This is a genomic window from Myxococcales bacterium (assembly GCA_016717005.1).
Taxonomy (GTDB): domain Bacteria; phylum Myxococcota_A; class Polyangia; order Haliangiales; family Haliangiaceae; genus UBA2376.
The window spans coordinates 436,330-447,610 of record JADJUF010000039.1 but is presented as its reverse complement, the minus strand read 5'-3'; the positions used below and the strand labels follow the sequence as shown (position 1 = coordinate 447,610).

12 protein-coding genes are annotated in these 11,281 nt (G+C 72.6%); 8 read left to right on the top strand and 4 right to left on the bottom strand.

Going from position 1 to position 11,281, the window contains the following annotated elements; translation table 11 throughout:
* Nucleotides 1-47 precede the first annotated feature (47 nt).
* On the top strand, nt 48-992 hold the full coding sequence (locus IPL61_32930) for a hypothetical protein (GenBank protein MBK9036002.1): 945 nt from the start codon (nt 48-50) through the stop codon (nt 990-992).
* 34 nt (nt 993-1,026) lie between these two features.
* Nucleotides 1,027-1,317 (top strand): hypothetical protein, encoded by a 291-nt coding sequence (locus tag IPL61_32925; GenBank protein MBK9036001.1) that lies wholly within the window; start codon nt 1,027-1,029, stop codon nt 1,315-1,317.
* A gap of 366 nt (nt 1,318-1,683) precedes the next feature.
* On the opposite strand, the gene IPL61_32920 is transcribed toward IPL61_32925, so the two are convergent.
* From IPL61_32920 to IPL61_32910, 3 genes are read right to left on the bottom strand one after another with little or no spacing between them, the layout of a single operon-like run.
* Nucleotides 1,684-2,910 (bottom strand): SUMF1/EgtB/PvdO family nonheme iron enzyme, encoded by a 1,227-nt coding sequence (locus IPL61_32920; GenBank protein MBK9036000.1) that lies wholly within the window; start codon nt 2,908-2,910, stop codon nt 1,684-1,686.
* An 8-nt stretch (nt 2,911-2,918) separates the two neighbouring features.
* The gene (locus tag IPL61_32915; GenBank protein MBK9035999.1) at nt 2,919-3,836 is read right to left on the bottom strand and encodes a PEGA domain-containing protein; all 918 of its coding nucleotides are present in this window, start codon (nt 3,834-3,836) and stop codon (nt 2,919-2,921) included.
* On the bottom strand, nt 3,833-4,774 hold the full coding sequence (locus IPL61_32910; GenBank protein ID MBK9035998.1) for a PEGA domain-containing protein: 942 nt from the start codon (nt 4,772-4,774) through the stop codon (nt 3,833-3,835). Before IPL61_32910 ends, IPL61_32915 begins: the two co-directional genes overlap by 4 nt.
* 49 nt (nt 4,775-4,823) lie before the next feature.
* Here IPL61_32910 and IPL61_32905 point away from each other — a divergent pair, with 49 nt between their 5' ends.
* The 4 genes from IPL61_32905 to IPL61_32890 all read left to right on the top strand — a co-directional run bounded on the left by IPL61_32905 (nt 4,824) and on the right by IPL61_32890 (nt 9,485).
* Nucleotides 4,824-5,237 carry a hypothetical protein gene (locus IPL61_32905; GenBank protein MBK9035997.1) on the top strand — a complete coding sequence of 138 codons (414 nt, stop codon included), beginning with the start codon at nt 4,824-4,826 and terminating at the stop codon, nt 5,235-5,237.
* A gap of 233 nt (nt 5,238-5,470) precedes the next feature.
* Nucleotides 5,471-7,966, top strand: a complete 2,496-nt coding sequence (locus IPL61_32900) for a tetratricopeptide repeat protein (protein ID MBK9035996.1) — start codon at nt 5,471-5,473, stop codon at nt 7,964-7,966.
* A gap of 83 nt (nt 7,967-8,049) precedes the next feature.
* The gene (locus tag IPL61_32895; protein ID MBK9035995.1) at nt 8,050-8,976 is read left to right on the top strand and encodes a hypothetical protein; all 927 of its coding nucleotides are present in this window, start codon (nt 8,050-8,052) and stop codon (nt 8,974-8,976) included.
* A gap of 2 nt (nt 8,977-8,978) precedes the next feature.
* Nucleotides 8,979-9,485, top strand: a complete 507-nt coding sequence (locus tag IPL61_32890; GenBank protein MBK9035994.1) for a hypothetical protein — start codon at nt 8,979-8,981, stop codon at nt 9,483-9,485.
* Nucleotides 9,486-9,503: 18 nt separating this feature from the next.
* Here IPL61_32890 and IPL61_32885 read toward each other — a convergent pair whose 3' ends face one another.
* Entirely contained in the window at nt 9,504-10,016 is a 513-nt protein-coding gene (locus IPL61_32885) for a hypothetical protein (GenBank protein ID MBK9035993.1), read from the bottom strand.
* A 19-nt stretch (nt 10,017-10,035) separates the two neighbouring features.
* On the opposite strand from IPL61_32885, the gene IPL61_32880 reads away from it, so the two are divergent.
* Together IPL61_32880 and IPL61_32875 are read left to right on the top strand one after the other, a co-directional pair.
* Complete coding sequence (locus IPL61_32880; protein ID MBK9035992.1) at nt 10,036-10,851, top strand: hypothetical protein; 816 nt, start codon at nt 10,036-10,038, stop codon at nt 10,849-10,851.
* The gene (locus IPL61_32875; protein MBK9035991.1) at nt 10,848-11,213 is read left to right on the top strand and encodes a response regulator; all 366 of its coding nucleotides are present in this window, start codon (nt 10,848-10,850) and stop codon (nt 11,211-11,213) included. The genes IPL61_32880 and IPL61_32875 overlap by 4 nt, the downstream gene beginning before the upstream one ends.
* Nucleotides 11,214-11,281: the final 68 nt, after the last annotated feature.

Below are 11,281 nucleotides of genomic sequence, written 5' to 3'. Positions count from 1 at the left end.
CGCGTTAGCTGGCGCAGCACCCTCCGGCACTCATACAATAGGGATCTATGCGATGGCCGACCTGGGGACTCGTGGCAGCGCTCGTGGTGTTCGCACCGGCGTGCAAGGACAAGGGCAAGAGCGGCAAGGCGACGCCGGTGGCCGTCGACAAGGCCGCGGAGGAGGCGCTGATCGCGCGCCGCGACGCGCTGCTCAAGAGCCGGCAGGGGCTCGCGGACGAGAAGGCCAAGCTGGCGGCCGAGCGCGAGCGGATCGCGTCGGAGGGCGGTGACACCGCCGAGGTCGACAAGCGGGTCGAGGAGCTGCGCAGCCAGGAGGCGGCGCTGACCAACCAGGAGTCCGACATCGTCGAGCAGCTCATGGCCGAGCGCAAGACGCTGCTGGCGGCGGCGGCCGGCGGCGCCGACGCCACCGCGCAGATGGCGACCCGCGAGGCCGGCACCGCCGCGCGCGAGAAGGCGATGGCCGCGCGCGAGGATCGCGTCGCGCAGCGCGAGGCGGCGATGGCCCAGCGCGAGAAGGACCTGGCCGCGCGCGAGAAGGAGACCTGCGGCGCCGGCGGCGGCACGACGACGATCATCCAGACGGTCGATCCCAAGGCCGGCAAGCACTCGCGGTCCGAGGTCGACAACGCGTTCGGCAAGGCCAAGTCGCTGATGAGCGACAAGGGCATCCTGGTCGACGATCTGCCCGGCGGCGTGCGCGAGCTGTACCGGGACACCAGCGCCGCGCTCAAGGACAACGACATCGGCACCGCCTACGTCACCGCGACGCAGCTCGTGAAGCAGATCAACGCGCTGCAGGTCGATCGCGCGTTCGTGCAGTCGAAGAGCGCGCGGCTCTCGGCGATCGCCCGCGGCAAGTCGCTGTCGGACAGCGACACCAAGGCGGTGTCCGACCTGCTGTCGTCGGCGACCGAGCTGTTCGTCGACGGCAACTACAAGGGCGCCAACAAGAAGCTGAACGGCATCTACCCGTACCTGTCGCGGTGAGCGGCGGCGCCCACGCGTGATGACGTCGCCCCGGATGATCCTCACGTGGATCCTCGGGCTGGCGATCGCCGGCGCGAACATCGGGTGCTGGTGGTACGTGGTCATCCCGGGCGAGCGCCGGTTTGTCGCGTGGGTCGAGCGCCGCTACCAGGTGCAGATCGCGCGCGGCATGCGGGGGCACTGGCGGGTCACCGGGCCGGGCTCGAAGATCCGGCTGTTCCTGATCGAGCTGCTCCAGCTCGCCTACTTCATGGGCGCGATGGTGGTGTGGAGCGCGGCGATGCTGATCGCGGTGGTGGCGCTGACGCTGCTGCACGGGCGGTGAGCGCGTGAACCGGGAGCCGGAGCCGGAGCCGGAGCCGGAGCCGGAGCCGGAGCCGGAAGCCGGAGCCGGAGCCGGAGCCGGAGCCGGAGCCGGAGCCGGAGCCGGAGCCGGAGCCGGAGCCGGAGCCGGAGCCGGAGCCGGAGCCGGAGCCGGAGCCGGAGCCGGAGCCGGAGCCGGAGCCGGAGCCGAAGCCGGAGCCGGAGCCGGAGCCGGAGCCGGAGCGGAGCGGAGGCGGAGCCGGAGCTGAGCCGGAGGCGGAGGCGGAGCCGGAGCCGGAGCCGGAGCCGGAGCCGGAGCCGGAGGCGGAGCCGGAGCCGGAGCCGGAGCCGGAGCCGGGGAGCCGGAGGCGGAGCCGGGACCGCGCGCTCAGTCCGCGCAGCAGCGGAAGCCGGTCGAGTAGTCCCAGTGCGAGACGTCGTGGGCGGTGGTGCGGTACAGACAGCCGTTGCCGTTGATGACCGTGTCGACGTAGAAGCCGCCGCGGAAGGTGCCGGCGGGATCGGCGGTCCACTCGTGCAGGTTGCCCATCAGGTCGTAGAGGCCGTCGGCCGAGACGCACTGCGGGTGGGCGCCGGTGCGGGCGAGGCCGTCGGGGAGCTGGTTCAGGCAGCTGTCGCCGATCATGCCGAACACCGAGCTGTCGCTCGACTCGAAGAACTGGACCGCGGGGTGGCAGCCGCGCGCGTCGTTGCACACGCCGGGCATGCGCGTGGCGCCGTAGGGGTACGTGGTCCCGGTCGGGCCCTGGCACGCGCGCAGCCACTCGGCGTCGGTGCACAGGCGCTTGCCGGCGGCGGCGCACGCGGCGGTGGCCTGGGTCTGGTTGATGTAGCCCTGCGGCACCAGGTCGGGCGCGCTGACCGCGCGCACGCTGGCGGCGCCGGGGTTGGCGTAGGGCGGCCAGCCGCCGCCGGCGGTGGTGACCAGCGCCGCCTCCCAGCGATCGACGCAGAACGTGTCGACCCGGGCCATGCCGGCCGGGCAGCCGCCGACGCCGGGCGGCTCGGTCGGGGTGCCGTTGACGTCGGGCGCGTCGCCGCCGGTGCACATCGGGATCGGGTTGGTCAGGCACGCGGTCGACCGGGGCGCGTCGACGGTCAGCGTGTACGCGCCGGCCGCGGGCGCGGCGCCGCCGGCGTAGGTGTCGACCGCGATCCACCAGCTGCCCGCGGCGAGGTCGACGACCAGCCCGCGGTCGTCGCGGGTCAGGCAGCCGGCGGCCTCGGCGCCGGCGGCGGCCGCGCGCACGACCTGGACGTCGACGTCAGTCGTGGCGTCGGCGGTCGCGACCTCGACCGTGACGATCGCCGGCGTCGCCAGGTCGAGGCGGTAGACCACCTCGGCGCCGCCCTCGTCGATCGCCGGCGCGCAGTCGTAGCGCTGGGCCCGGACCTCGGTGGCGGCGCGGGTGTCGTCGGTGGCGGTGTACGGCAGCGCGGCGATGACGTACGGGTTGTCCCAGGTGCCGGCCCGCGCGGCGCTATCGGGGCCCGCGCCGTCGAGCGGCGCGTCGCTGCCGCCGCCGCACGCGGCCAGCCCCAGCACCAGCCATGCGCGGGCGGCGGTCATCGCGGCGGTCATCGCGGCGGTCATCGCGGAGGTTACTGCGGCGGCTTGACGACGCCGCTGGTCTCGAAGTCGAGGCCGTCGATGCTGGCGCCGATCGCGACCGCCGAGCCCAGCGCGACCGCCGCGAACCCGGCCACCGCCCACCACGTCCGGTACCACCGCGCCGGCTTGTCGACGTAGGTGATCGGGCCGCTGGGCTTGGGCTTGTCGGTCGACTCGACCGAGGACTCGACCGACGCGAACTGCTCGAGCGCGACCTCGACCGTCGTCGCGGCGCCGAAGCCGATGTCGACGAAGCGGACGTAGTCGCGGTGCTCGGGGTGGGTGATCCGCAGCGCGTGGGGCCCGACCGGGAGCCGTACCAGCGGCGTCGGCGACTTGCCCAGGCGCTTGCCGTCGACGTAGATCGACGCGCCGTCGACCGACACCTTGAGCTGGAGATCGCCGAGGAACTTGTCGGGATCGAGCAGGCGGGTGACCGCCCCGGCCACCCCACCCTCGGAGGCCTCGCCCAGGGACACCCGGACCCGGCGCTGCTCCTTCTTGCTCGCGACGTCGATCGCGCCCAGCGACAGCACCTGGACGTCGCCGAGCCCGCCGACCTCGCCGAACACGACCGTCGACACCCCGAGCAAGCTGCCGAGCTCGGCCAGGCACCCGGCGTCGCCGTCGCAGGCGCGCAGGTGAGGCTTCTTGGCCTTGCGCGTGGCCTCGACCACGTCGGCCGCGGTCACGACCCTGGCGGCCACGCCGAGCGCGCTGATCTCGCTGGCGAGCTTGGCCTCGAACTGGCGCCCGGTCGCCGAGGTGTCCTCGGCCCCGAGCATCGTCATCGGCGCGACCGCGATCGTCGCGGTCGGCGCGGGCTGGGCCGCGGCGTCGGTGCCCGCCGCCGCCAGCGCCGTCGCCGCCGTCACCGCGACCAGCGCCCACGTGCCGGCGCGCCTCATCGACACTCCATCAACGAGCAGTCGACCTCGGTCGGCCGGGTCGCGGCGTACCCGATCGCGACGCCGGCCACGACCGCCGCGACGCCGAACCCGACGTAGGCCCAGGTCGACGAGTACCAGGGGCGCGGGCGGCGCTCGATCACGATCGGCACCGCGACGCCCTCGGGATCGCCGGGCGCGACCGTCAGCCGCACGACGACCCGGGTCGCCTTCTGGAACCGGACGGTGACCGGCTCCTCGAACGGCGTGTAGCCCTTGGCCGAGACCGTGAGCTTGTGCTCGCCGAGCGGCAGCTTGGCCACCGGCCCCGGCAGCGGCGTGGCGCCGATCTTCTTGCCGTCGAGCGCCACGCTGGCGCCGATCAGATCGGTCAGCACCACGACCGAGCCGTAGAGCTGATCCGGCGCGAGCAGCCGGTACGCGGCCACCCGGATCGCGTCGATCAGCTCGTCGGGGCTGCCCCGCAGCGGATCGGTCGCGATCCGGCGGATCTGCGTGCCCTTGGCCACGTCGACCGCCTTGATGTTGAGGATGTAGTTGTCGCCCATGGCCGCGACCGACCCGGTGATCATCACGTCGACGCCCAGCTTCTTGCCGATCGCCGCCACGCACCGGTCCTCGCCGCCGCAGCGGCCCAGCTCGCGGTCGCCGGCGATGGCCTTGTCGATCTCGCGCCGGCTCGGCAGCGGCGCGGTGGCCAGGCGATCGAGCTCCATGCGGAACAGCGCCTCGAGGCGCCCGACCAGCTCGGCGTCGATGCCGAGCGCGTCGATCCGCCACAGGGCCAGCCGCTGGGTCAGGGCCTCCTCCGGCAGGACCTCGTCGGTCGGGACCGGCTCGGCCGGCGGCGCAGGTTGCGCCGCGACCGGGCTCGCCGCCACGGCCACCGCCAGCGCCAGCGCGCACAGCGAGCGGCCCGATCCACGCCGTGAGGTCACGGCGGCATCGTACACCAAGGCGCCCGGGCTCGCGTGGTACCCTGCCGCGATGCGTGCGCCAGTTCACGTCCGGCTCGCGATCGCGCTCGTGGCGACCGCGGCGTGCTCGTCGGTCTCGACGGTGCGGATCCAGCCCGAGAACGTGGCGGTCGGCGACGGCCTGCGACCGATCGCCGCGATCCAGGCGAACGCGACGTCGGCCTACCTCCTGTTCATCCCGATCCCCGGCGGGGTCGATCTCGATCGCGTCGTCAACCGCATGCTGATCGTCGCCGCCAAGACGATGGGCGCCGACAAGGTCGCCAACCTGACGTTCGACGTCACCCCCGACGCGGGCATCTGGGTGCTGCGCAAGGCGCTGGGCTGGCGCTCGGCCCAGGCGTCGGGCATCGCGGTCCAGGTCGAGGCGCCGGTCGATCCCGACGCCGACGCCGGGCCCGAGCCGACCGCGACCGCGCCCTGACCACAGCGCGCTCGAGCGTCGCCGATGTGGGGCCAGGTCGGCCTCGCAAGATCGCGTAGCCCCTGCCGTCGCGGCGCCGATGCTGGTAAGCTGATCGCGAGGGGGCACCACGCGCTCAGCCGAGCGCAGTGCCTAGCGATTCGATCGGAGGCCGCGTGCTCACCTACCGTACCTGGATACGAGCAGCTCTCATCGTCACCGCGTTGGGCGGACTCGCCGCGTCGATCACGCGGGTGCCATCGGCCTTCGCCCAGGCCGAGGACGATCTCCGCGAGGGCGACAAGTACTTCGAGGAGGGTGACTTCCGTCGCGCCGCCCGCGCGTACGACGCCGCGATCCGGAAGTATCCGGGCCAGGTGTCGGCCGAGGCGTACGGCAAGCGCGCCGCGATCTACATCATCCTCAAGGACTTCGAGGGCGGCCTCACGTTCGTGCGCAAGGTCGCCAAGGCCCAGCACGCCGAGGCGCCCGAGATCCTCGAGCAGGAGGCGCTGCTCCTGTGGCAGCTGGGGCAGAAGCCCGACGCCGTGGCCATCGCCGAGCGGGTCGTGGCGCGCAAGCCCAGGTCGTTCCTCAACCAGAACATGATCGGCGAGTACTACGCCAACCGCGATCCCGGCAAGACGATCGCCGCGTACGAGGCCTACCTCGACGCGCGCCCGTCCGAGCTCGAGGGCAACGACGTCCTGCCGCGCATCCGGCTCGGCTTCGCCTACCTCGGCCGCGCGCGCGCGCAGCTCCGCGACGGCAAGAGCAAGGACGCCGGCGCCGATTATGACAAGGCGGTCGCGCAGCTCGAGACCGTCCAGCGCAAGTTCGGCAAGCGCGCCAACGCGATGGTCAACGCCGACAACGGCCTGTGCGCCGGCTACACCGGCCAGGCCCAGTTCGATCGCGCCATCGCCGTGTGCGAGCGCGTCGTCGCCGATCCGCGCAAGGTCGACGCCAACGGCTCGGTCTGGTTCAACCTCGGCGTCGCCTACCTGGCCAAGAAGCAGCCCCAGCGGGCGCGCGCGGCCGCGCTCGAGTTCCTGAAGCGCAAGAAGAACGAGGCGCGCGGGTTCATCCTCACCGGCGACGCCTACTTCCAGGAGAAGGACTGGGCCGCGGCGCTCGACAACTACCTCAAGGCCGAGAAGCTGCTGCGCGCCGGCCAGCAGCGCGAGCAGGTCAGCCTGTCGGTCCAGCTCGGCAAGACCTACCGCCGCCTGCCGTTCTCGGGCGCCGGCCAGAACCCCAACCTGGCGCTGGCGATCGAGAAGCTCAAGGCCGGCATCGCGGCCAACCCGGGCAGCTACGAGCTCGCCACGGAGCTGGGCGGCGCGTACCTCGCGGCGCGCGAGGACGCCACCGCGCTCACCACCGTCGATCGCTTGATCGGGGGCAAGGACTTCGCGACCGCCTCCACCGACGACCAGGTCGGCGTCGTGCTGGTCTCGGCCAAGGCCCAGTACAACCTCGGCAAGCTCGGCGTCGCGCGCCAGCGGTTCGAGGCCGCGGCCCAGCTCCGGCCCAAGGACTCGCAGGTCCAGCGGGCGCTGGTCGAGACCATCAACGCGCAGGCGTGGGCGGCGCTGGCCAAGGACGAGCGCGCGGCCCAGGCGTTCCTCGACGAGGCCGCCGGCGTCGATCCGCGGTCGCCGATGACCGCGCTCAACATGGCGGTGCTGGCGATCGATCGCGGCGACTGCGACGGCGCCCAGCGCCACCTGAACAAGCTCGAGGGCAACCGCCGCGGCTACGCGATGGGCTACGAGCGGCTGCTGGCGCGCACGTACCTGTGCGCCAAGAAGCCCGACGCCGCGAAGGCCGCCGAGCACTACGCCGCGGCCGAGGCCGAGGCCAAGAAGAACCAGGCCAACCTGGTCGTGGCCGAGGTCTACACCGAGTGGGCGCCGCTCCTGTTCGCGACCGACCTCGACGACGCGGTCGAGAAGCTGACGGTCGCGGTGCAGTTCTCGGCCCAGGTGCCCGAGGTCGCGACCGCGGCCAAGCGCAACCTGGCGGTGGCGCTGTTCCGGCGCGGCTGGCGCTCGATCAAGGCCGGCAAGGCGTCCGAGGCGGTGGCCGACTTCGAGCGCGCGACCCGCGAGCCGGCCCTGCTCAAGGGCACCGAGCCGCCGGCGTTCCAGTTCTCGTACGCGCTGGCGCTGCTCGAGAAGGGCGACAACGGCGCGGCCGCGAGCATCTTCAAGGAGCTCGCCGGCAAGGGCAACCAGGGCGCGTACCTGCGGCCGCCGTACAACAAGGTCGGCTCGCAGTTCTTCGGCGCCTACGCCAGCTACCGCTCGAACAACGCCGCGGCGCGCCAGAAGGCCGCCGGCGAGTTCGGGCAGCTCCAGGGCGGCGCCAGCGGCGCGTTCGCCCAGAAGGTGCGCGAGCTGATCGCGTCGTCGTGGGAGTTCGTCGCCTACGACCACTGGAAGAGCGGCCGCACCGGGCCCGCCGACAAGGCGCTGCAGACCGCGGTCAAGTTCGCCGACGACGACATCCGCCGCCGCGTCACGATGAACCGCGCGGTGCTGTCGCTGGGCAAGGACCAGCTGCGCACCCTCGAGGATCTCAACGGCCAGCCGGCCGAGGCCCTGGTCAACCTCGGCATCGTCTACGAGCAGCTCGGGCGCCCCAAGGACGCCTACGACGCCTGGTCCAAGGCCAAGCAGCGCGGGGTCTCGAGCCGCGACCTCCAGAAGTGGATCGACGCCAAGAAGCGGATCTACGGGTACTGACGCGCCACGATGGACATGCACCCGCGCACCTCTCGAGTCCGTGACCTCGCCCGCGCCGCTGGCGGGATCTTGATGGAGCACCCATGAACAAGCTCACCGCCATCGTCCCCGTGGTCGCGATCGTCGTCGCCGGGGCGGCGCTGTACGCGCGCCGCGGCGAAAGCCAGCCGGCCGGGCCCGACAAGCTCACGATCGGCATCTACGCGCCGTCGGTCGAGTTCGGCACCGCCCAGGTCCGCCTGCAGTACGCGCAGTCGCTGGCCAAGGCCATCGAGGCCCAGACCGGCGCCAAGACCGAGGCCAAGTCGTTCGCGCAGTTCGCGCAGCTCAAGGGCAGCGGCGTCGACTTCGCGATCGTCGACGGTCAGTGCTACGCGACCAGCCTCGGGTGGCCGCTGCTCGCCAGCGCGCAGGTCGGCGGCGGCGTGACCCGCAGCTGGGCGCTCTACGCCGACGGCGCCAAGGACATGCAGGCGCTCAAGGGCAAGAAGCTGGCCTACGTCCAGACCGGCTGCAACGACAACGGCTTCATCGACAACGCCATGCTCGACTCCGAGGTCGACCCGGCGTTCTTCGCCGGCCGGGTCGGCAAGCCCGACATCACCGCCGCCGTGGCCGAGGTCGCGTCCTACAAGGGCGCGGCCGCGGTGTTCGCGCCGGTCGGGAGCCAGAAGGGCCTGAGCAAGGTGTTCGACACCGGCGCGGTGCCGAACCCCGGCTTCGTGCAGCTCAACAGCAAGCTGCCGTCGGCGCTGGTCGACAAGGTCGCCGCCGCGGTGGTCGGGTTCGGCGGCGGCGGCGCGATCAGCGGGTGGACCGGGCCGAACAAGGGCAACTACCAGGGCCTGGCCGGGGCGATGGGCAAGGCGGTCAAGCGCGGCGTGTTCGCGAACCCCGATCCGGTCCGGTTCGAGGCGAAGGACGTGCTGATCGAGCCGGCCTCCCTCGACGACACCGCCGCGACCGGGGTGCGCCAGCACTTCGAGCGGCCCCCGGAGAGGATGGAGTGAGCATGGTGGCGATCGATCCCGCGTCCGACGGCGCGCCGCTGTCGTGGCGCATCCGCGAGCGGCCGGGCGTGACGACGGTCGAGTTCGTCGGTGAGATCGATGAGAACGCCGACTTCGTCGACCTGCGGCGCCGGCTGCGCGGCGCGGTCGCGTTCCAGCTCGGCGAGGTCCGGCGCATCAACAGCTGCGGCGTCCGCGAGTGGGTGAACTTCGTGCGCGACCTGCCCCACGTCACCGAGCTGTCGTTCTCGCACTGCTCGCCCGCGATCGTCACGCAGCTCAACATGATCTACAACTTCCGCGGGCGCGCGAAGATCCGCTCGTTCTACGCCCCGTACGTGTGCGACGCGTGCGGGCGCGAGGAGGAGCAGCTGATCGACGTGCCGACCCAGGCCGGCTCGAAGGCCGGTCGGCCGTCGCTGCCGACGTTCGGGTGCCCCGAGTGCCAGGCGACGATGGAGTTCGACGATCTGCCCGAGCGCTACCTGTCGTTCCTGGCGGAGGCCTGAGCGTCCGCCGCCGAAGTCTCACCAGAGCTCTAGATCTTGGCCAAGCTGTACGACCAGATCACGTCCCTGCTCGAGGGCACCGTCGACGCCGCCGTCATCCTCGACGCCGATCGGCGCGTCCGCTACTACAACCCGGCGTACCAGGTCCTGACCGGGCTGCGCGGGCGGGTGCTGGCCGAGCGCGTCGCCGCCGGCGCGCGGTGCTTCGAGCTGTTCGAGCTCGACCTGTGCGCGAACGCGTGCGTCGGCTGCAAGGCCTACGACGGGGCCCGGCGCCTGCGCGTCGACGAGATCGCCGCCGTGCGCGGCGACGGCGAGGCCATGACCTGCATCGTCACCGCGGCGCCGATCGAGCTGCACGGCGGCGAGCTCGTGATCATCGAGACCTACCGCGACGTCACCGCCGACGTACGGATCCAGCGCCGGCTGAAGGTGCTGCTCGAGCGCGAGCGGCGCGCCAAGGAGGACCTCGAGGAGAAGGTGCGCGAGCGCACCGCCGAGCTGCGCGCCGCCCAGGCCCAGCTGGTGCACCAGGAGAAGATGTCGTCGCTTGGGACGGCTGGTCGCGGGCATCGCCCACGAGCTCAACAACCCGATCAACTTCGTCTACGGCAACGTCGACTTCCTGGGCCAGTACATGGAGAGCCTGCTGCGCCTGGTGGCGTTGGTCGACGCCCACCCGCTGCCGGACGGGACCCGGGCCGCCTACGAGGCGCTCAAGCTCGAGGTCGAGTACGAGTTCCTGCTCGGCGACTGGCAGAAGCTCCTGCGCTCGATCCGCGCCGGCGCCGAGCGCACCGCCGCGATCGTCGCTGACCTGAAGACGTTCGCGCGCACCGGCGGCACCGAGCTGGCCGAGGCCGACCTCGTGGCCGGCATCGACACCACGCTCAACCTGATCGCGCCGCTGCTCAAGAACCGGGTCGAGGTCCGACGCCAGGGCGGCCGCGGCGTGCCGCGGGTGGTGTGCAACGCCGGCCACCTGAACCAGGTGTTCATGAACATCCTCACCAACGCCGCCCAGGCCATCGTCGGGCCCGGCTGGATCGAGGTCGTGATCGCGATCCTCGACGACGGCGCCGCGGTCCGGGTGACGATCGCCGACTCCGGCCCCGGCATCGGTCCGGATCAGATGGCCAAGATCGGCGATCCGTTCTTCACGACCAAGGAGGTGGGCGAGGGCACCGGGCTGGGGATGTGGATCACGTCGAACATCGTGCGCGCCCACGGCGGCACCCTGACCTGGGGCAACCGGGCCGGGGCCGGCGCCGAGTTCGTGGTGACGGTGCCGGTGACGGGCCCCGATCGCAGCGCCGACCGCAGCGCCGACCGCAGCGGCGACGGCGAGGCGGCGCGCGCCCCGTGACCGCGCGGCTCCGGGTGCTGATCGTCGACGACGAGCGCTACAACCGCGAGCTGGGGCAGCGGACGCTGGCGCGGCACGCCGACGTGCTGGTCGCCAGCGATCTGACCGAGGCCCTCGCCGCGTGCACGGCGGTGACGATCGACGTGGTCGTGACCGACCAGCGGCTCGGCCACGGCGCCGCCACCGGCACCGAGCTGGCCCGGCGCCTGCGGGTGGCGACGCCGAGCGCGCGGATCATCCTGGTCACCGGCTACGTCGACGACGAGGCCGTGATCGCGGCGCGGCGCGACGGCGTCGTCGACGACGTGCTCGCCAAGCCGTACTCACCGGGCGCGCTGCGGGCCCGCGTGCTGGGCCGGTGAGCCGCGCGCCGCGCGCGTCGGCTCGTGCTCCGACCGGATGATCCTGAACCCGCCACACCGCCGATCCA

Coding starts and splice junctions, on each gene's coding strand:
- IPL61_32930 (MBK9036002.1), top strand. CDS start 48: ATGCGATGGCCGACCTGGGGACTCGTGGCAGCGCTCGTGGTGTTCGCA.
- IPL61_32925 (MBK9036001.1), top strand. CDS start 1,027: ATGATCCTCACGTGGATCCTCGGGCTGGCGATCGCCGGCGCGAACATC.
- IPL61_32920 (MBK9036000.1), bottom strand. CDS start 2,910: ATGACCGCCGCGATGACCGCCGCGATGACCGCCGCCCGCGCATGGCTG.
- IPL61_32915 (MBK9035999.1), bottom strand. CDS start 3,836: ATGAGGCGCGCCGGCACGTGGGCGCTGGTCGCGGTGACGGCGGCGACG.
- IPL61_32905 (MBK9035997.1), top strand. CDS start 4,824: ATGCGTGCGCCAGTTCACGTCCGGCTCGCGATCGCGCTCGTGGCGACC.
- IPL61_32895 (MBK9035995.1), top strand. CDS start 8,050: ATGAACAAGCTCACCGCCATCGTCCCCGTGGTCGCGATCGTCGTCGCC.
- IPL61_32890 (MBK9035994.1), top strand. CDS start 8,979: ATGGTGGCGATCGATCCCGCGTCCGACGGCGCGCCGCTGTCGTGGCGC.